This window comes from Bifidobacterium callitrichos (assembly GCF_008698085.1).
GTDB lineage: Bacteria > Actinomycetota > Actinomycetes > Actinomycetales > Bifidobacteriaceae > Bifidobacterium > Bifidobacterium callitrichos.
This window is the reverse complement of record NZ_RZJP01000001.1, coordinates 767,426-786,433: the sequence shown is the minus strand read 5'-3', so window position 1 is coordinate 786,433 and position 19,008 is coordinate 767,426. Positions and strand designations below refer to the sequence as shown.

Here is a 19,008-nt window from a genome sequence, read left to right as displayed (position 1 = left end):
CCGTCAATCGACGAACTTCAGCGATTTCGGCACCGTCTCGGTCAGCGGGTCGCCGGCCGAACGGTTGCTTGTCGGATACTTGAGTTGGATCGCCGCGATCTTGTCGTCGCGGACGATCTCCCGCTGGTAGTAGATGTAGCCATCCTTCGCGTAGCTCAGGTAGATGGATTGGCCGGCGACCAGCTGGAAAGCCGGATTCGTAGCCTCGTCACTGACGCTTGCCTTAAGCGAGTCCAACTCCTGTTGCGGGCTGTTGCCGGATGTGTTATCGGAACCCCATACCTTGATCTGGATGCCGTCGGTGGTGTTGGTGAACGTGCGGCCATCTCCGTTGCCGGATTCCTTACCCCAAACATATCCGGCCGGGATGTTGGCGACGTAGCCGAAGCGTGCGTTCGCGTAGTCCTTCGCCTCGGTAGACGGTTGTTCGTCCGCCTTAGAATCATTGGCCCCAGAGGAGGATGTGTCGGGCCCGGAAATGGTGATCTCCTTGAACTGGCTGAAATCGACCGGATTCTCGACGAGGTAGTACACGTTCTTCGCGTTCGGTGCATCCTTGAACGCGGTGCGTCCCGGGCCGGGGGCGTAGGGATTGACATGATATTCCCCGATGGCGGGCTCCTTATACGATATCGGCTGATACTTCGAGTTATCTCGCCGGATCAAGTACGGGCGGTCCTTATCGGGTTGGTAGTCAGACTTGCCGGCGAAGTAACCCGAGGACTCAAGTTGATCGAGCTTAGCGCCGACAGGCATGACGACGAAGAACTCCTTGGGAAGGTATCGAAGATATTCGGCGCTGTCGATTGAACTGACGTTGTCCGAGTATGTGTTCGTCCCGTTGTCACAGACGTTGTAGGCATCTCCTACGAATGGTGTCGTTCCGCAGTTCGGTAGGGTGAATCCCGAGAAGAGCTCTAATGCCCCGGTATCTCCCGTGACAAGATAATCTTTCATCAGGTAATCCGAGCTGTTGGACATTTGCTTGGGAACGCATCCGAGCGCGTCCTGCGCATATGGACAGAACGAGAGCCGATCCCAGGCATCTGACGGTTCCTCGCCTTTGATGACGAGTCCGTTTGGGCCTAGATTGTCTAGCTTGTTCTGCAATGTGATACAGTCGCCGCCATCAGTGCAGTACTCGCCTTCCATGGATTGCGTATTATCCGCCGGCGTGTAGTTGCCGTCGAAAAAGCTGATCGGTTCCCCGCCGACCACGTCCATCTTCTTGCTCGCGTCCACGCCGTAGTACAGCGTGACATTAGTTGCGTCGGTCATGACCCCAATGCTCGGGTCGGAGCGCGCGATCTTGCCCAGATACTGTTTGCTGGAGAATCGTGGCACCAGAGTGACGTTGAACCCCTTGCTCTCCAGTTCGCTTTTCGCTTGGTCCTTATCCATGCCGGCGATTTCGATTGGGATACCCTTGCCGGAGACTCCTACACCGATATGGATGCCGTTGGAGGTGTTCGTGACGGGCATGCCGTCCGCTGGCACGGTGACGGACACCTTGCCAGGGTCGTCGGAGACGACCTCATGCTCGGTGACCTTCACGCCCATCTTCTTCAACGAGGTTTCGGCAGTCTTCGGATCCGAACCGACTGTGCCTTTCGGTACGCCCGGTCCCAGCGACTCGACCACGGTGATAGTCGAGCCCTTATCGAGTTTCTCGCCCTCCTTGGCGCCGTCCATGCTCACGAAACCGCCCTTGTCAAGCGCACTGTAGACCTGCTTCCTCTTGACGACGAAGCCCTTGTCCTCGAGCTGCTTGACCACGTTCGCTGCCTGTTTGGTCTGCACCTGCGGCACCGTACGTGGCCCAATCATTTCGGTCTTGTACACAACAAGCCCGCCGACGACGCACAGCACGACCGCCACCACGGCAGCGACGATGCCGATGATCAACCCCGTGCGCCTCTTTTGCGAAGCCGGAATCGGTGCGGCGGTCGCACCAGACGGGTCGACCGGTGCACCAGCTATCGGTGGAACCGTCGTACTCCCGTTGCCTCCGCTCGCCGGATAGGGGACCGGAGGCATGAACTGCGTGGACCCGTCGTTGACGTTCGGGGTGGATTGCCGGGGAGTCGGAGTCTGGGAGGAGTCGGAGATCGGGACGGCGTATGGATCGCGCGGCAGTACGTCGTGACGTTGCCCGAACGGCACCTCCACGTTTATCGGCGTAGGCTCGACTGGTATCGACGGCGTAGATACGTCGGCGGTGACCGTCATGGCCGAGGCGGCTGGCGCCAGCCGCACTGCCGGTCCGTTGCCAACACCGGCATCGGTGGTTGCCTCGGGCGTCAACAGATAGCCGCACTCCTCGCAGAATCTCATATCCGGTGTGAAGGGATGTCCGCATTCCGGGCAGGTTGGCGGCTGTAGTTCGGCAGGACGCGGTGCGCCACATTCCGAGCAGAACATATCGCCGGGTTCGAACGGTGCTCCGCATTTCGGGCACTTCATGATGACTTCCCTTTCCTTGGATTTCCTTCTCATGCCGTTTCGTGAACTGTCATATCACGGTCATATGGCGATGGAAACGTTGCACCGTCTATCATTCGTCGCTCGTCGGCGCGGGATCTCCCGGTGCTTGGCCGCGCGTGACGACGGTCGTGATCGACGAGCCCGAGTACGACGACGAATCGGATGACGAGGACGAGAAATCGCCCTGCCACATCACCCAATCGACGGCGGTGTGGTCGCATTCGGAACCGTTGTCCGTGTACGGCAGGGCGGTGACGTCCTGACTGACGGTGTTGCCCTGCAGATCGACCGAGATCTGCTGGTCGGTGGTCTGTGCGTAGATGAGGTTGGATATGTAGTTGATGCCCTTGGGTTTGCCGCTATTGAGCAGCAGTCGGGCCCATCGTCCATTGTTCAGAATCTCGCTGGCCTTGCCGTCGATGCCGATAACCATGATGCGCTTGTCATCATTGGATCCGTTGATCTCGAAGTATAGCGAGCCGTCGTGGAACTGATCCCAATTGCTGATGGAATCCGATTCGCCGAGGTTCATGATGGAGCCGACAGACGTGACACCGGCCTGTGCATCGGCGATCACGCCATAACGTTCCGCGTCGCCGCCGGCCTCGATGAAATACTTTCCCGATGCGAAGTGCCGGATCGCGTCGACATTACATCCGTACTTCTTGTTCGGATCGCAATAGGTGTAGGGCAGAATGAGCACATTCCTGTTGTCGTCGATGGAGAACAGGCGGTAGGACGAGGAATCGTTGCCGTCATTTCCCCGCATGGACACTAGATAGATGTCGGCGGCGCTTGACTCGGACACCTTGATCGAGGTCTCACCGAGATACTGCTTGTTGTACTGGTTCGTTTTGACCGTGACATCATCCTTGAATGTCTGCAGTGCGGTCGCGGTGTCGGCGTCGCGCGTGACTCCCATCACCTGCGTGTGGTTCACGGTTCGTGTCGTGTTATCGCCGTTCACTGTGAACTTGTCGTCGCTGTGCCAAGACTTTGCCACCGCGACGGTCTTCTCGGATGAGGCGATCACCGAGAATTTGTACCCCTGTTGGTAGTCGATGAGGTTGTCCTCCTGTGTGCGCAGATCGATGCGGTCGGAGAACTTGCCCGTTTCCAGATCGACCTGATGCGCGTAGAGATGGACGGTCTCCGGCTGGGTGCCGACGGCCTTTGTCTTGACGGCGTACAGCACGAACACGGTCGGCTCGTCGCCGTAGGTGGCCGCGACGACCGGCTTCGAATACTCCTTCTCGCCGGTTTCGAGCATGGAGATGCGGATTTCCGTCGACTGATCCAGTGCGGGCGTCCATACCCCGAACGCATACTCGCCCTCCATCGTGTCCGAACCATATGAGGACGACGAGTCCGATGACGTGCACTGTACGACCTCGGATGCGAGCGCTCCGCCGGTCCAACCCCATTTGGTGGTAGTCTGGCTTCCGCAGTCGACGTTGGCCATCGTCACCTCGCTGACCGTCTTCGGCTTCTCCGGTTTGACCGGCTGATTGGCGGGCTGCTTTTTCGGTTTTGTGACAGTCTTCGCGGCTGCGGCGCTGGTGGCCTCCTCGGCGTCGGCAGCGCGTTTGTTCAGCAGCGTCCATGTCGTAAGGCCACCGATCAGCGCCACTACCAGCACCGTGACGATGATGATGCAGATGATGCTGTGGCGTTTTTGAGTGGTATCCTCCTTGTGTGCGGCATACAATAGACTATCCGGATCTTTGCCGTCCGGGTCGCTTGGGTTGACCGGTCCCGATTGTGTTGCGTTCATATCCGGTATGGCCGGCGTCGCGTCCGGTGCCGGTGTCGTCATAGCTGGCTGGAACGGCTGTGGCTGCTGCGGAACCGGATTCGGCTCCGCAGTGACCGGCGTGCCACAGGACATGCAGAATCGCGCGTCGTCAGGTACTTTGCCGCCACATTGTCTGCAGGTTCTCATTTTCGTTCCCTCTTCTCATGGTCCCGGAGGACAGGTCACGTCGACTCGTCATTCACCTATCTCCAGTCTACTTCGATTCGGCTTTCCTGGGGTTGTCGGGGGAGGCGTTCAGCCGGCCCGTTCGAGTTGCAGCTCGGTGGAACCATGCGTCAACGTGATGTGATCATCGTCCTGTACATTTACATCGAAGGTCTCACCCATGCCGAGCAGACCGGTGACGGTCAGCGAATAGCCGCCGTCATCCTTGCTCTTGAGGGCGTAGGTGTCGCGGGGACTGAACAGATTGCAGTAGCCATCCCGGAAATTGACGACTGTTCCCTCGCTGGTCACCTAGCCCCATTTGCCCGAGCTGACGTTCGTCCAGCTGCTTTCGATGCTGAACGGCCGCGATCCGCTCCCGCCAGCATGATCAGGATGGTGAACACGACGCAGAGCGCCGCGATGATGCCGGTCATGCGGTTACGCCGGGTGCGGTCCCCGGTCTTTGCGATCGCATTGTATTCTCTTCTCTGGCCATCGCCGAGGTGTCGATGATGTTCATGGTATCCTACCTTTCTCTACGATCGATGCGGGCTTGACTCGCTTCGTTTGTCGACTCTTATATGCCGGGAAATTCGTTCGTCCGGATATGAAAACCTCGTCGATCGGATGGCCTGAGGCCGTTTGGATACGGTCTCGCGCATAGAGGATGTCTGCAAAAGGGGATGAAGCGAATGCTTCGAAAGATGATCCTATTATAGCGGTTACTCGCTGATGCGATTAGTTTTTAGCGTAATTATGCTAAAATTGGGTTTGGAGGTGGTTTATATGGTCAATACCAATAGGACGATTCGTCCCGTATCGGATCTGCGCAATAATTTCGCGGACGTGAGCCGTACCGTGCATGAGACGGGCGAACCCGTCTTTCTGACCAAGAACGGATTCGGCGATATGGTCGTGCTCAGCATGGAGGCATATGAGAGCTTGCGGTTCGACAGCCGGGTATACGACATGCTGCTTGAAGGCGAGCGCGAAGCCGAGACCACTGGCGAACGTTTCAGTCCGAAGGAGGCTCTTGCCGCCATGAGGACCGCGATCGACGGTGCCGCACGTGTATAAGGTCGAACTGCTGCCGAAGGCGGTCGATGATATGGCCGAGACCGTGTCCTATATCGCAGGCGAGTTGGAGAGTCCGCATGCCGCGGAACGACTTGCCCTTGATATGAATGCCGCCATCGAGGCGCTCGCCGAATACCCGTATTCCCATCCCGCTTATGTGCCGGTTCGTCCCCTGCGTCATGAATATCGTCGGGTCATGGTCAGCAATTACGCGGTTTTCTATTGGGTGGACGAACCGGCTTCCGTCGTGACCGTGGCCAGGGTCATCTACGCCAGACGGGACCTGTCCTGGCATCTGCATTGAATTTCATTAGATGCCGTCGGTTGCAGCCATGAGCCAGTAGATTGTGTCGTCCTCCTCTTCGGTAGTCCTTCCGGGCTGGGATCCGGCTTCGAGTGTGTAGGTGGCGGTGAGACGCACTTGACCGATACCGCTGCTGTCGCCGAAATCACTCGGCCCTATCTCTTCTCCACTCGGTTTGATTACCGCGATCCACCCGACCGGGTTGCGCAGGGTGGATACCGCATCGGAGTTTCGGATGGTGGTGCCCATGGTCGTTGATGAGGTGAGACTGCTGAGGTTGAATATCCAGAATCCCTCATCGGTCTCGCCGATCCGCATCTTCCGATTTACGCTGTTGATGTCGTTGTAGTCGTATTCGAGGTTGAGCCCGAATTCCAGTTCGCTGGCCCAGTATCGCTTGCCATTCACCTCGTATTGGTTGCAGCGTGCGTACCCACCTTTCTCGTTGATTGCGCCCAGCGCTTCGCAGATGTTCGTGTCGTACAACGGTATGATCGAGCCGTAGTACAGATTGAAGGCCGCACCATACCAGTTCGGCGGCGCCTGTTTGCCGTCGGTCACGTTGGTCACGGTTCCGCGCATATCCTTCTCGCCGTAGTCAAGCATGACGGTGCCGGGTTTGCCCTGTGATGAATCGACGGAAGCATAGACGTTCATGTTCGATACGTCCACCCTGTATCGGTAGCCGTCCCTGTTAACGATGGTGTAGCTCAGACTTTGGCCTTGTCCGCTGGTGTCGGAGTCATCGGTCGAATCGGAATCTGAGTCGGAGCCGTCGTCCGTGTCCAGCGATTGCGACGAATCCGTCGAGTTGTCCGTTGAGTTGTCTGTTCCGTCTCCTCTGCCTGTGTCAAGCTGACTGTGGTCGGGGATCTGTGGCGTAGGCATGGTTTGCGTGCTGCCGCATCCGGCGAGGAGCGTCAACGTCGTAAACACGGTAAGCACGGACGTCGCGATGGTGCGTATCTTCATATGCTGCATGATGGTTCCCTCTTCGTTGGGGTTGGATCATTGGGTTTATGACCGATTCGGATGGGGCATCCCCCATGTGCTTGGATACGATTTCGCACATGGGGAATGGTCGGCAAAAAGGGATGATTCAAGTGTCTCTAAAACGATTTCGAAATCGTTTGGTTACTACTGACCGTCGGGATCGAGGGAGATGTCCATGTCATTGATGATGCCGCGGAGGAACTCCATGGAGTGATTGGTATTGTCTTTGCGAAGGTCGGTGGCTTCGACTCGGATTTCAAGCGGTGAGGTAGCTTTGGAGTCCTGATAGATAAGAATCGCTGCGGCTTGCTTAGCTTGCTTATCTTCCCATGTGCATGAGATCAGCTTGTCAGTCAGTTGTCTTTTGTCGCAAGGCAACTCTTTTCCCGGGGCCGAGCCGTGGGGGAGCCAAACGCCTCGCAAGGCGCGATCGTAGGCGTCGTCCGTCTTGTAGTTGACTTGCACTCTGGCGTATTGCATACTCATATAGCAATTGGACGTACCTTCGTCCGTGTAGTTGCATGAGCTGAGATCGGATAACTTGTTGCCTTCGGTATCCCAGTACTCCGAGCCGCGTTGGTATGAGCTATAGAATGTGTAATGGACGAATTGCTTGATTTGGTCAGCTGGACCACCGGTTTCGATTCCATTGGATTCGTCTCCATAGTAGGTGTTGGACGAATATCCAGCGATGGGATGGTCGTGTTCAATTTTGATTCCTTTGGGCATGTTGAAGGACAGACCGGTCATGGCGTCGGTTACTCGTGCGGTGTCGACGTTCTCTGCGGTGCCTTCGATGAGTGGTTTTCTAAATATCTGCGCCGGGCCACCGCTTGAGCTTCCACTGGCAATACCGCATCCGGCGATGAAGGTCAGGATGGCGAGTGTGGCTGTAACGATGGCGAATTGCTTCAATTGCTTCACGATTTCTTCTCTTTCTTTTTAAATGTGCTGTCTATGGGATTGACAATTGATGACGGCATCACAGGCCCCACGTGGTACGTTTGCTGCAACTGTGCGCAGGGCCTGATATGCGTGGAAGGCAAGCCCTCTGTCGGCAAGGTTGCATCTCCTGCTCAGTCGCGCAGTTCGTAGCCGTCATGGTCCTGATGCCAGCTGGTGCCGGGCTTGGAAATGAGGATGAGGATGCCTTCGATCAGCCCCCATGCGCCGGCGATGATGGGGCCGAGTCCCATCGCGATCCAGCCGACGAGGGTGAGCAGGAGCTGGATGACGGCCTTGGCATAGTTGCCGAGGTAGAAGTTGTGGATGCCTAGGGAACCCAGCAGGATACCGAGGATTCCGGCGGCGACCTTGCTCTTGGTGGACTGGTGGCGGGTGGGGGTGTAGTTGGTGTTGCTCATGATGAGTGCTCCTTCTTGGATCTTCTCCGTGATGGTGTCCCGTGCGGAACCGTTGTGGTCCTGTTCGGCTGTCATCTGTCATATGCCGGTGCGTGTCATAGTTCGGATACGAAAATCCGCGGATTCCTTGAATCCCCCGTTCGGGTATGGCTGATGGCCCGAGCATGACGGAATGACGAAAAAGGAAGAGAGACGAATGCCTCGAAGACAGTTTCAGTGTAGCACCGAATCATCAACAAATCGGTGGTGTCCGACCGGTATTCGGCCGGAATGGATCCTATCAGAGGCGTTGGGACTGCGGGGTAGATTGTCGTTTGCATCGGAATCGATATGGCGAGGGAGGGATCGTCATGGTAAAAGACTGGCCGACTGACTGATCCGTGAACGTGATGAGCGCGTGGGTAGCGGCCTGTAATACAACACACAGATTCTGTTCGCGTACAACTCGAACCACTTGGAGGGTTCGATCTGCTCTCCCGAGCAGACAGCTCAGCTGTACGATACGGGCGCGTTGCTGCCGGAGAACGGTGACGACCAGATCAGGGCGGACGACGTGGTCGAGATGCGGAACTACTTCCGGGCGTTCAATTGGATTCTCGACTATGTCGAAGAACCTGTCGATAGGAGCAAGGTATGCACCCTGCACGCGATGCTCAAGCGTGGTATGAGTCAAGAGCTCGATCCGGACCACAGCGTGGGCGGCTACAAGATCCTGCTCAACGTGATCAGTCAGGCGCTGGGCGTGCATACTGCTCTGCCCCGCCGACGTGCCCGAGGCGATGAAATATGTTTTCGCCCTGTACCGGGATTTTCGTGACGATCCGTATGAAATCATGAAGGCGCACTGGATGTTCGAGACCAAGCACCCGTTCTCCGACGGCAACGGCAGGATCGGCCGTCTGGTTATGTTCAAGGAGCTACTGCGACTGGACAGCGTCCCTGTGATCGTCCACGACTCCCAGAGGAACCTGTATACGCGCGGTCTGAGCCGCTTCGGCGAGGAACCGGGGTATCTGGTGGACACGCTATTGGCCGAACGTGATTCCTACGAGACGATGATCGACAGCTTGGCGCTAGTGCACATCGCATACTCGTATGTGTCTTGGCGGAATCCCGGCGACGTCGCAGAGCACACCGGTGGGCGACCCGTCGTCAACCCTTATGTGAAAAGCAACTGGAGCGACGGGGACATCCGTTCACGGGTGAAGCCTGATCGGTTGTCAGGGATGAGACCATCTTCGCACGGCGCATGATTCCTTCCCCCTCTTCAGTATCGCACCATCATCCATGCTTGTCGCGCCCCGACCAGTGCCGCACGTAGGTGCTCCATCATTCGGGGCGAGTCGATTTCACCTGATGTTCAGATGATTGACGGCGTACCGCAGGTGAGGCATAGATGGCTGTATGGCGGTCTGCGCGGCCTGGGACAGGTCGGAGTCGCCACCGGATGAGCTGCCAGCATCGTTGTCGTTTGAGTACTGTTGCAGATCCTTATCCAGTTTCCTGTATGCGGTCTCCCAACCATTCTTGTTGAATTTGAGGACGAGGATGTTGATGATGGCCACGGTTTGCTGGTTCTTTGTTACCACTATCCAGGCGCTGGACAGCTGTTGCATGGTACAGACCGTCAGATCGATGTCTCCGCTCTTGTGCTTGGTGATGTCGCAGGGGGTGGGATTGCCATATCTCGACGGAACGGTGCCGGATTCCAACTGTGGCGCTTTGCTCATGATGTAGTTGTGGTTGGCATAAACGCTGGTCGTTATGTCGATGAAGGTATCAGGCATGTCTGCCGGCAGCGTGTTGCTGTTGGGGTCGATCTTGGAGAAGACGGACATATCAACATTGGCCGACTCGTAGGTGGTGGCATAAGTCAGGGAGCTGTTGACGTCATAGGGATCGTCCACCCCGGCGGTTGCAGGCGTGGTCTTCTTGAACTGCGTGCCTGCGATCGGTATGTCAAGAGAAAGGCCACTGACGTCATCGGTCACCCGTTCGGTGTTCATCTTCGCCTGTTCGCCGGAGAGGATCGCCTCTCCGCCCGAAAGCTTGGCCGATACCGTTTCCAGAACGGTCGGGTTGTTCTCCTTGTGTGAATTGACGATTGCGATTCCGCAGCCGATCAGGATGGCGGCGATTATCAGACAGATAATGACCTTTCTGAGACCATTGTTGCCGTTGCGAATCTTGATGTCGGGATACGGTGCCAGTCGTTGTACGGGAGGTTCATGCGGTTCGCCTGTGACATCGGGAATGACCGTCTGCAGGTCCACGGGTGGTATGGCCACCTTGGTGCCACAGTGACTGCAGAATTTCGCGGTCGTCCGCAATGAGGTGCCGCATTGTGTGCAGTAGATCGGTTTTGCGATCGGCGATGCAGGATTTCCTTCGCTGTGGGGATCATTATTCATGATGGTTGCCTTTCTCGTGTTCTTGGTGCCGTTTGCGTTGTTCTCTTGTGATTAGTTGTTGGCCTCCTGCATTTCACCGGTTGGATGTCGTATAGGGGCCTGCTGTCAAGTCCGCTGGGTCAGTGGGGGCCAATGTACTGCCAAAGGTTTGTTTCACTAGTTCTTGTGATAGGTGCCGTCGTCGTCCAGATGCCCAATGGTGTTCCCGTCGTGTTCGATGATCTTGCCGGCGAAACCGTCTCTGACGTGATAGTCCCCTTGGTCGGTGTGCAGGGTCTCTCCAAAAGGCGTTTGATCAACCCGGCCGATTCGATTGCCCGTCAAATCGTAGGCGTAGTCGCCGGTCAGACCGTGTCTGATTGTTATGATCGGGTTGCCGAACGTATCCGTGATCGTACGCGAGGCTGACCGATCGGAATCGGATCCGTACGAACTGTCGCTTCCGCCTTCGCCTCCGGCGGCACCTGTGGCGCTTCCGCCGCCTCCCAAGAAAGACGTAAACAAGACAAACATCAGGCTCATGATCACCAGCAAGATGATGAGTCCTAGCAGCAGTCCCCACAATGTCAGGTTGGCCGATTTGAATCCCGCCATATCCAGCTTGTAGCCGAACATCAGTGTTTGTTGTAGTCCCTGATACCATGCGACGATTCCTTCGAATGGGTTCACATGTATCGCCACTGATTGTGCGATGTGACGATACAGGAACCAGCATCCGGCCGCTGCCGATCCGATTGCGCCGACGGTCATCCATGTGGAGATTGAATCGTTCAAGGTACGACGTCCCGTCATACATATGCTGAACAGGATGATCATCCAAGGCGTGTACTCGCCGAGCGAATCCAGCAGACCAGTCGCCACGACTGTCCATCGACGTCCCGATGTGGCGGTCAGGGGTTCCAGCGAAGCCAGAAGGATGAGCAGTGACACCATGCCGATAAGGTTCTTCGCGCTTTCGACGACCCAGTGACCGACACTTGGCATCCTCATACCTTTCGGGAACTGAACGTCGAGTGTCCCCTGCAGTAGGGAGGAACTACGAAACAGAATCAATGCTGGCAACATACCGCTGGAGAACAGTAGCTCCGCCATGTACTTTGCGTCCCTTGGCCATGGCTTGGCCGTCAGATATGATAGCTCGGTACCTGCGAATACATGCCGGACGATCAATAACGCAAACGACGTGAATACGATCGACCCCGCGACGAGGAATATGATTGAAATCACCGTATCAAGTGCCTGATCCCCGAATGTAGGAAACTGGAACCGCCTCCGATACCAGTCATGTATGATCCACAGAGTTAGGGCTGCGGTCAAAGTGGCTATCATCGGGCCGTTCGTCAACGTACTGAGAACTATTCCCATGAAGTATTGCCAGGACATTGGCCAGTAACGATCGTACATCGAGGTGCCGGGGACCACGCTACCGGTCGCCCACGCGACGAAGACAAAAATCAGCGCAAGAGCGGTGACGATCCATGCCAGGATGAACAGCGGGTCGATGATGCGACGAATCAGCCAGTACGGTCCGTCATCCCGTGCAGAATCGTCCCATCTTCTGTATATCCAATGGCAGGTCCACACTGCAGCCAGCAAGCCGAATGATTGCCAGATGCCGAGCCGGGGAATGAATGCCGACATCGTCGTTGGATATGACTGCGCATAGGAATCGACGTATTTCATCGCCAGTAACCGGAATAGTGCCCCCAGTCCTAAGGGAAGTCCCATTCGTAGTATTAGCGCGTGAAGCCAGTCCGTTTGTGTTTTTTGTTCTCTACCCATTCGGGCTCTCCTTGCCATTGCCGGATGTCGGTGTAATGCGTTTTTGGTTTATACCCTCGCCGTTTTGTTAGCGGCTGCACTTAGTGATAAGCGAAATTGCCAAATGGGCGTCAATCCTCGGAGGTGAAAACGACCTTGTTGCCTTCCTGGTTCTCGGTGAGGGTGTTGTCCGACGGATCGTAGGTGAAGGGACGCGGTGAAAGGTATTCGTTGTAGACGTCATCCGGTCCGTTCAGGTCCTCGCCATCGATTGGCGTGAGTGTGACGGTCGAACCGTTTATACTCACGCTGAACTTGGTCAGGAACGTGTTGTCATGCCCCTTGCCGGAGACGTTTACCTTTGCGTCGGCCGTGTCTCTGCGGATGGTGATGGTTTCCGTGGAGGTCATCCCATTGCTCGTCGTTTGTGCGTAGTATGCGCCCGACGGTGCGGAAGCAGTGGTATTACTCGGGACAGTGGTCGAGTGGGGCTGCTGCGTCGCGATGCCGACACCAAGCAGGATTGCAATGAGGAGCACGTTCAACGCCAATCCGGCGATGAACCCATTACGGGATCTACGGGCGTTGTGCGGCTTGCTGTCCCGCCAGACCAGCCAGAGAGTCAGTGAATGTGCATCGGGGATGCCGCCGCTCATGAGTTTCTTCTCTCGATGAAAATACGGTGTGATCATGCCATCAAATCACCAGATGAGCAGCTTGACGTGATCACTGGGCCAAAGCAGGTAGACGCCATAGAGGCTGGCGAGCAGGCCTGCCCAGTAGCCTTCGGAGAAAGCCACCACTATGCCTCCGATGAGATAGATCAGTCCGAATATGACGCATTTGACGGTGAAGACGCCGTCGAAGAGCGAAGTGAGTTTGTCCCAGAATCCTCCTGATTTCTTTGGTGCCTCGGTGGTGCTCGACCATTGGTGTGGCAGATGTCCGCGTGATTCGTCCGAAGATGTCGACGATGCTGTCGGCGTGGATGCGGACACGGTGGCCGTGGGCGTCGGGGTCGTGCCGGTCGTGGGGCCTGTGGGGGCCGCGGGCGCGACGGGGACGTTGACAGCCGACTCTTCGGATGTCGTAGGCCGTGCGTTACCGGAGGGAACGCCGGATTGCGCGGCCTTGAGCAGATGCGCAAGTTCCACGGGCAATTCGGAATCAGCATCCGTCGTTGGCAACGGTTCCGGAATGGGCGGGATAGTTGTCACTGGGGTTGGTGTCGGAATCGGGGCTGCCGGTACCGTGGCCGCCTCTGTAGGTACGAACCGTCTGACCCCGCATTTCGGGCAGAATTTCGCATTGTCGCGCAGTTTCGCACCGCAGTTGATGCAGAAGGTGTTGCCTTCGTTCCCTTCCATGGTGGTGTCCTTTCTTATCTTATTGATGCTGTTGCTTGGTGATTCGGGTGGATGTCCTACGCAGGTCCGATGACGCATGTGTCGGATAGAGGTCCGAGCCTGGCGATGTCGCAATCCAACGCCTCGTGCCGTGCGGCTGAGCGGAGTGCGTCGGCGATCTGTCGGCCGGTATGCGTCCGCATGCGCAGTGGGAAGCCGGCCAGACCGATGGCGAGCCGTCCGAGCGCCGCGGCACAGGAGCCGAGTGGGCCACGGCCTTCTCGCATGTCATCGCGCCATACGTCGGTCAGTGTGGCAGTATCATCCGGCCATACCGCGATGATCGTGCCGTCGTTCGTCCGCAGGCGCATCGCCTCGCGGATGACAGACTCCGGTTCGGGACAGACCTGCAGGATGTTGACAAGCAGTACCAGTCGGGCGCATCCATTGGGGAGTGGAACGGCCGTGGCGTCGGCGCGTATCGTATAGTCGAGCCGGCCATTGTGGATGGCCCGTTTGAGCATCGCCTCGGACCGATCCGCGCCGATGACGGTCCAGCCCAGTCCGCGCAGCGGCATCGCCGACAGTCCGGTGCCGCATCCCAGATCGATGCATACGGTGGGAGTGGCGGCGTCCGCGGATGATACCACAAGCGCGTCGATGCGCCGGGTTCCAGCGGCCCCGCGCCAGATGGCGTCATAGACCGTCGCGTAGATGTTCCAGAACGTCGTCTCCGCTGCGCCTTCCATGACTTCTATCTTCCTCTCCCGTTTAACGTTGATGGTCATATGCTTCATATGACCGGAACCGTCGTCGTGAGGTCATATGTCGGCGGGTCGCCGGAACCGGATGCGAAAACCACACCGCAAACACGGGTTCCGGTTGGAGAAAGGGTAGAAGCCACTGCTTCAAACAACACTCCCAGTCTAGCAAGGAGCGGCAGGACATGTTCGGGACGTTTCGGCGAAACGACATGTTTGCGACGGGAATCGGGGAATCGGATCGATCCCGTGCGGTGTGGTCGGGACCTGCCTAGCATAGAGTGGAGAAAGCATAGGCGAGAGGGGAATCAGTCCATGAACGCAACTTCGAACCGATCCCGGACAGTGATGATCGTCGCGCATCCGGGCGATACGCCGGCGCTGAACGAAGCCTCGCAGGCCGCCGCATCGTTGGACTATGACGTCGCCGGATATGGGGTAGATCCAAGGGCCGTTGCCATGTGCGTCATCATCCTGTCGGTCACCGCGGTGACCGATCCCACGTTCCTCGACTATGCGCGCGGCGTCGCGTCGCAGGCGAACGATGCTGGCGTGGCGGTCGTGCCCGTGCGCGTGGACGGCGTGCGTCCGGAACTGGCAGGTGAATCGATCGACAGCCACAACTGCGCTGACCTGTCAAATGTCGATTCGGCGGAACGCTTCCGACGCTGGGGTGCGTTGTTCCGATCCAACGTGACGTTGTATGACGCCTACAACACGCTGTCCGCCGACGCCGAACGCTGGGAGCGCAATGGCAAAGGCAGGGATTTCCTCATCCAGGACCTCAAGGCAGCCAGACGCGCCTGTGAACTGGTCTCCGCGATGGCTTCCGATTCGTTCAGCCCATCTACACCCTCGATGCGCTCCTATGCGGATGAATCCGTCGCATTCGCCGGAAACCAGCGCGCTAGGGAACGGTGGGCGCGTATCCGCGTGGCGATTGCGGTTCTGGTCATCGTCGGAGTCGTTGTTGTCGGACGGTATCTGACCTCCCAGTACAACCGTGAGGCCATTGCGTTGCAACAGGCGTCGACTGAAAGCATGCTCGATACCGAGCCCGCGTACCACACGTTCCGTTCCATTCAGGCGGCGTCCCGCATCGGCGACGAGACCGCGCTCACGTTCATCCGCGACGGACTCGCCCGGCAGTGGCCGATCGCTGAGTTCGGCGTCGATTCCACGAAGGGCCGGTGGCTGGGTGACGGCATGTTCTCCGCGGACGGGAAGCGTTATTATGTCGTGGCTGCCGGCGGTGCGCTGCAGACGTGGCGGGTGTCCGATTCAATCCCGATGGACAGTCTGCAGGTGTCGGACGATGACATGTTCACGTTTGACGTGGATGACGGGGGAACGATCGCCGCGGTGGCTGACGCACATGGGCTGCGCCTCGTTGCACTATCCGACGGAAGCTGGAGACCGATCCACACAGGGTCCAAGGACGTCGATCGCATCGCCGTCTCGGCGGATGGAGACGCCGTCATGGCGGCCGGCGGCAAACGTCTGATGTCATGGACGGATACCGGTTCCGACCAATTACCGAAGATCGAGAAGGTGGACGAGACGTTGTCCGTCATACGTACGAAGGACGGATTGCGGGCGTTGGTCGTCGTGGACGGACGGCTGCGGCTCGTCACCGGTCCGGACATGAACGCTATATGGGAGGTTCCGCTGCCCGAATCCACGTTCCTTTTGGGGACGATCGCGACTGACGGCACGGTGATGGTCGCCGTGGACGGCGTCGTCTACGCCGTGTCGGACGTTGCGTTGCGGCCGGTAGGATACACAACCCGTGACCTGCCGCTCGACATGGCGGTATCGGATACGGGACTGCTGGTGGTCAGCACCGATCAGGACGGCGTTACCGTGTTCGATCTGCACCGCCGCCGCACTCTAGGAACCGTATGCGCGGCCATAGTCGGCGCCCAATACCTGTCCGTATCTACGGATGATTTGTTCAGTTGTAGTGCTGGGTGGTACACGCAGGTATGGTCTCTCGGCGAACTCGCGAAACTTGCCGATGGTACGGCCGCTTTGCCGGGAAGTGACGCGAAGACCCTTGATGAAGCGGTATCGGCTGCTGAGAAGCGGAAGCCGTCCTGTTGGAGCGCGAACAGTATCCGCGCGTTCGGGGAGCGGTTCGCCGAACGATATGGCTTGACCGCCTGTCAGACCGCGCCACAGCCTCGAAAGGGGGCCTGACATGCGCTACATCTTCATCTCCTACTCTCGTCAACGGTCCGCGGTGGTCGATGCGTTAACATCCAGACTGAATCAGGAGGGCGTTGATGTGTGGCGTGATACCGCGAGTCTGCCCGCGGGCGTGAACTGGAAGCGCCAGGTCAACGATGCCATCCGTGGCGCCGATCTGGTGGTGATGTGCACGTCACCGGAGTGGTATGACTCCCGAGCATGCCAGGAGGAGGGGGATTGCGCAGGCTACTACCACCGGCCGCATGTCGAGATCCCAGTTGATGCCGCGGAGCGGGACCTCGATCGGGCGGTGAACGCCGTCGTCGCCGCGCTCGCCGCGGTCACCGCTGAGGACCGGTTGGTGTCCGATATCGAGGTGTCCGCGGGGGCCTGGCTCGAAGGCGGCGCTCGATCCCGTGACCTAGCGCGAGGCAGGTACCTCAAGGAATTGAACCGCGTGTTCGGGCGTGGCAGGGGTGTGGTCACCGATGCAGCCCGTCGATATCTGATCCGGTCCATCAGACATCGGCGTATAAAGCGGATCATGGCGGCGCTCGCGGTGATGGTCGTCATCCTCGCCATCCTGATCCCGTGGAACCTCAAGACTCAGATGGATACCATCGGGCGATTGGAAACGGAATCGCGTGTCATCTCGTCGCATCGCCGCGCATTGGACGCGGCGATGGGGGAAGGCCCATATGAGGCGTTGAAGACGGTGCTGGCATTTCCCAAAGACGGTAGATTTAATTCGACGGATTATCTGACCGAACTGCATACGGCGCTGTCGGTGAAAACGCCGGTCGAGCGGGGGACAGTCTCCGATTCCCGATATGAGGATTTTTCGTTCTCGCATCCCAGGGGTGCCATGGCCTCCTCCTCGGATCGTGTCCGCACTGCAAATGTCGGCGCCGACGGTTCGGTGTCGATCCGCCGGTCTGGTACGTCCGGCGCGGCGGAGGGAGAGGTTGGCGTGTTGTCCGTCTCCGATCTCGGCGTCGGCAGGGCCAGAATGGTGGCGTTCTCGCCGGACGGGCTGTATCTGGCTGCGCTTGCGGAGCGGGGCATCGTGATTATCGATCCGCGTCTTGCCTCCGTGGTGATGACGTTGTCCGGTGCCGATGTATCCGGTGCCGGGAACATCACGTGGAATGGGGATGGATCTCGAATCGCCGTGGAGCTGTCCGATGGAACCGTGGACGTGTGGGAGGTGCGCAGCCGTACCGAGGTTGTGTCCCGCACCGATCTGTGGATCGTAGGCGGTACTTCGTTCGACGGTGGTCGCAAGGCGGCGTTTCTCGGGCGGGATGGGCGCATCGTCGTCGTAGACGGTGGCTCCGGCAAGGTCGAATCCACCGAGACGGCGTTGGCTTCGGAGGATGTCGACGCCTACGAAATCACCGGTGGTCCGGAATCGGACAAAGTGTACGTCATCGCGCAAAGGGGCGATGACTACGCGCTCTACGGAGTCGATCTGGCCTCGCATAAGACGTCTCGGTTCGAGGTATCGGACCAATGCCAGCCTGGACATGTCGCCCAAGACGCGAAGGGTGTGGTCATCGATTGCGGCTCGAAGATCGCCGTACTCAGAGTAGACACCGGTGCCATCGTGGATACTATCGATGGGTATCCGAACGTTTCGGCGCTCGGCGTCAACGGCGAGGGCCGAGTCTTCGTCGGCATCGGCAGTGGAGCCATTGGGGTAGGACAGATCGGTTCCAGTGGTTCCGGCAAGCTGCGGCTCGCCGCCGATGGCAGGATCATGGGCGCGTTCATCGGCGAATGCCCCGGAGGCGTGGTGCAGGCGATCGCGGCTGGGGCCGACAGGGCCTTGGCCGTCGGCAACGGTACCACCGTTGGTAACTGTTCGCGTAGTCTGCGGCCATCCAACGACAGGTGGGCAGGCGGTGCATGGACCATTGGCGCGGGTCTGATGCCGTATACAACGGATGCGACCTCCGCTCAATCGCGAGCCGTCGCGATCTCCCCAGACGGATCGCAGTTCGCGGTCGGTCTGTCCAACGGGGCGATCGCCCTTCTGCGTGCGGACATGCAGCCCGGATGGGCGTGGAGAGAGCAGCCCGGGGAGATGCGTGGCGTCGTCTACAGTCCGGACGGCAACTATGTGTTTGGTGCCACGCGAGAGGGGCTGATCGTACGGGTACCCTCGTATCCGGAGAGCTTCACCGTGAAGGACATGCGGGCACAGGCCCGGGCCGTGCTGGATCGAGCGAGGAGACTGGGGTTATGCGATGTGAAATAGTCGTGGATGTGGTCACAGGACTGTCAGGGGGAGAGGTGATCGCCGCATTCAACGCTGGAGAACGTTGAGCACGATTCGGCCGCGGTGAGCATCA

At 58.3% G+C, this 19,008-nt stretch carries 16 protein-coding genes and 2 pseudogenes; 6 read left to right on the top strand and 12 right to left on the bottom strand.

Annotated features, from left to right (window positions below):
• Positions 1-3 precede the first annotated feature (3 nt).
• The 4 genes and pseudogenes from EMB92_RS03455 to EMB92_RS03445 form a co-directional block, all read right to left on the bottom strand.
• Positions 4-2,496 carry a PASTA domain-containing protein gene (locus tag EMB92_RS03455; protein WP_223847545.1) on the bottom strand — a complete coding sequence of 831 codons (2,493 nt, stop codon included), beginning with the start codon at positions 2,494-2,496 and terminating at the stop codon, positions 4-6.
• A gap of 58 nt (positions 2,497-2,554) precedes the next feature.
• Entirely contained in the window at positions 2,555-4,258 is a 1,704-nt protein-coding gene (locus EMB92_RS03450; RefSeq protein WP_150393763.1) for a zinc ribbon domain-containing protein, read from the bottom strand.
• Positions 4,259-4,357: 99 nt separating this feature from the next.
• Positions 4,358-4,426: pseudogene (locus EMB92_RS11900) on the bottom strand (zinc-ribbon domain-containing protein); the annotation flags it as partial.
• Positions 4,427-4,534: 108 nt separating this feature from the next.
• The gene (locus EMB92_RS03445) at positions 4,535-4,756 is read right to left on the bottom strand and encodes a hypothetical protein (RefSeq protein WP_150393762.1); all 222 of its coding nucleotides are present in this window, start codon (positions 4,754-4,756) and stop codon (positions 4,535-4,537) included.
• A 477-nt stretch (positions 4,757-5,233) separates the two neighbouring features.
• Here EMB92_RS03445 and EMB92_RS03440 point away from each other — a divergent pair, with 477 nt between their 5' ends.
• On the top strand, positions 5,234-5,524 hold the full coding sequence (locus EMB92_RS03440) for a type II toxin-antitoxin system Phd/YefM family antitoxin (protein ID WP_150393761.1): 291 nt from the start codon (positions 5,234-5,236) through the stop codon (positions 5,522-5,524).
• Positions 5,508-5,828 carry a type II toxin-antitoxin system RelE/ParE family toxin gene (locus EMB92_RS03435; RefSeq protein ID WP_317908855.1) on the top strand — a complete coding sequence of 107 codons (321 nt, stop codon included), beginning with the start codon at positions 5,508-5,510 and terminating at the stop codon, positions 5,826-5,828. The genes EMB92_RS03440 and EMB92_RS03435 overlap by 17 nt, the downstream gene beginning before the upstream one ends.
• A gap of 6 nt (positions 5,829-5,834) precedes the next feature.
• Here the strand turns inward: EMB92_RS03435 and EMB92_RS03430 are convergent, their stop codons facing one another.
• The 3 genes and pseudogenes from EMB92_RS03430 to EMB92_RS03420 form a co-directional block, all read right to left on the bottom strand.
• Positions 5,835-6,809, bottom strand: coding sequence for a hypothetical protein (locus tag EMB92_RS03430; protein WP_150393760.1), 975 nt, complete (start codon positions 6,807-6,809; stop codon positions 5,835-5,837).
• Positions 6,810-6,965: 156 nt separating this feature from the next.
• Positions 6,966-7,745, bottom strand: a complete 780-nt coding sequence (locus EMB92_RS03425; RefSeq protein ID WP_150393759.1) for a hypothetical protein — start codon at positions 7,743-7,745, stop codon at positions 6,966-6,968.
• A 152-nt stretch (positions 7,746-7,897) separates the two neighbouring features.
• A pseudogene (locus EMB92_RS03420) lies at positions 7,898-8,152 on the bottom strand (TM2 domain-containing protein); the annotation flags it as partial.
• A gap of 487 nt (positions 8,153-8,639) precedes the next feature.
• On the opposite strand from EMB92_RS03420, the gene EMB92_RS11645 reads away from it, so the two are divergent.
• Together EMB92_RS11645 and EMB92_RS11640 are read left to right on the top strand one after the other, a co-directional pair.
• The gene (locus EMB92_RS11645) at positions 8,640-9,002 is read left to right on the top strand and encodes a hypothetical protein (protein WP_223847544.1); all 363 of its coding nucleotides are present in this window, start codon (positions 8,640-8,642) and stop codon (positions 9,000-9,002) included.
• Positions 8,965-9,438 carry a Fic family protein gene (locus EMB92_RS11640; protein WP_263390621.1) on the top strand — a complete coding sequence of 158 codons (474 nt, stop codon included), beginning with the start codon at positions 8,965-8,967 and terminating at the stop codon, positions 9,436-9,438. The genes EMB92_RS11645 and EMB92_RS11640 overlap by 38 nt, the downstream gene beginning before the upstream one ends.
• 96 nt (positions 9,439-9,534) lie before the next feature.
• On the opposite strand, the gene EMB92_RS03410 is transcribed toward EMB92_RS11640, so the two are convergent.
• The 5 genes from EMB92_RS03410 to EMB92_RS03390 all read right to left on the bottom strand — a co-directional run bounded on the left by EMB92_RS03410 (position 9,535) and on the right by EMB92_RS03390 (position 14,452).
• Positions 9,535-10,596 (bottom strand): zinc ribbon domain-containing protein, encoded by a 1,062-nt coding sequence (locus tag EMB92_RS03410; protein WP_150393757.1) that lies wholly within the window; start codon positions 10,594-10,596, stop codon positions 9,535-9,537.
• 156 nt (positions 10,597-10,752) lie between these two features.
• Positions 10,753-12,378 (bottom strand): hypothetical protein, encoded by a 1,626-nt coding sequence (locus tag EMB92_RS03405; protein WP_150393756.1) that lies wholly within the window; start codon positions 12,376-12,378, stop codon positions 10,753-10,755.
• Between the two features lie 110 nt (positions 12,379-12,488).
• On the bottom strand, positions 12,489-13,013 hold the full coding sequence (locus tag EMB92_RS03400; RefSeq protein WP_150393755.1) for a hypothetical protein: 525 nt from the start codon (positions 13,011-13,013) through the stop codon (positions 12,489-12,491).
• Positions 13,014-13,058: 45 nt separating this feature from the next.
• Positions 13,059-13,724 (bottom strand): zinc ribbon domain-containing protein, encoded by a 666-nt coding sequence (locus tag EMB92_RS03395; protein WP_190973538.1) that lies wholly within the window; start codon positions 13,722-13,724, stop codon positions 13,059-13,061.
• A gap of 56 nt (positions 13,725-13,780) precedes the next feature.
• Complete coding sequence (locus tag EMB92_RS03390; RefSeq protein WP_190973537.1) at positions 13,781-14,452, bottom strand: class I SAM-dependent methyltransferase; 672 nt, start codon at positions 14,450-14,452, stop codon at positions 13,781-13,783.
• Between the two features lie 327 nt (positions 14,453-14,779).
• Between EMB92_RS03390 and EMB92_RS03385 the strand changes: the two genes are divergently transcribed.
• Positions 14,780-16,663: a WD40 repeat domain-containing protein gene (locus tag EMB92_RS03385; RefSeq protein ID WP_150393752.1), complete on the top strand. Its 1,884-nt coding sequence runs from the start codon at positions 14,780-14,782 to the stop codon at positions 16,661-16,663.
• 1 nt (position 16,664) lies between these two features.
• Positions 16,665-18,914 (top strand): toll/interleukin-1 receptor domain-containing protein, encoded by a 2,250-nt coding sequence (locus EMB92_RS03380; RefSeq protein ID WP_150393751.1) that lies wholly within the window; start codon positions 16,665-16,667, stop codon positions 18,912-18,914.
• Positions 18,915-19,008 lie beyond the last annotated feature (94 nt).

What these genes read in the sequence shown, in the direction of transcription:
- EMB92_RS03440 (WP_150393761.1), top strand. Translation starts at nt 5,234, where the DNA reads ATGGTCAATACCAATAGGACGATTCGTCCCGTATCGGATCTGCGCAAT.
- EMB92_RS03380 (WP_150393751.1), top strand. Translation starts at nt 16,665, where the DNA reads ATGCGCTACATCTTCATCTCCTACTCTCGTCAACGGTCCGCGGTGGTC.
- EMB92_RS03395 (WP_190973538.1), bottom strand. Translation starts at nt 13,724, where the DNA reads ATGGAAGGGAACGAAGGCAACACCTTCTGCATCAACTGCGGTGCGAAA.
- EMB92_RS03450 (WP_150393763.1), bottom strand. Translation starts at nt 4,258, where the DNA reads ATGAACGCAACACAATCGGGACCGGTCAACCCAAGCGACCCGGACGGC.
- EMB92_RS11640 (WP_263390621.1), top strand. Translation starts at nt 8,965, where the DNA reads ATGAAATATGTTTTCGCCCTGTACCGGGATTTTCGTGACGATCCGTAT.
- EMB92_RS03405 (WP_150393756.1), bottom strand. Translation starts at nt 12,378, where the DNA reads ATGGGTAGAGAACAAAAAACACAAACGGACTGGCTTCACGCGCTAATA.
- EMB92_RS03455 (WP_223847545.1), bottom strand. Translation starts at nt 2,496, where the DNA reads ATGAGAAGGAAATCCAAGGAAAGGGAAGTCATCATGAAGTGCCCGAAA.
- EMB92_RS03385 (WP_150393752.1), top strand. Translation starts at nt 14,780, where the DNA reads ATGAACGCAACTTCGAACCGATCCCGGACAGTGATGATCGTCGCGCAT.
- EMB92_RS03390 (WP_190973537.1), bottom strand. Translation starts at nt 14,452, where the DNA reads ATGGAAGGCGCAGCGGAGACGACGTTCTGGAACATCTACGCGACGGTC.
- EMB92_RS03430 (WP_150393760.1), bottom strand. Translation starts at nt 6,809, where the DNA reads ATGCAGCATATGAAGATACGCACCATCGCGACGTCCGTGCTTACCGTG.
- EMB92_RS03400 (WP_150393755.1), bottom strand. Translation starts at nt 13,013, where the DNA reads ATGAGCGGCGGCATCCCCGATGCACATTCACTGACTCTCTGGCTGGTC.
- EMB92_RS03410 (WP_150393757.1), bottom strand. Translation starts at nt 10,596, where the DNA reads ATGAATAATGATCCCCACAGCGAAGGAAATCCTGCATCGCCGATCGCA.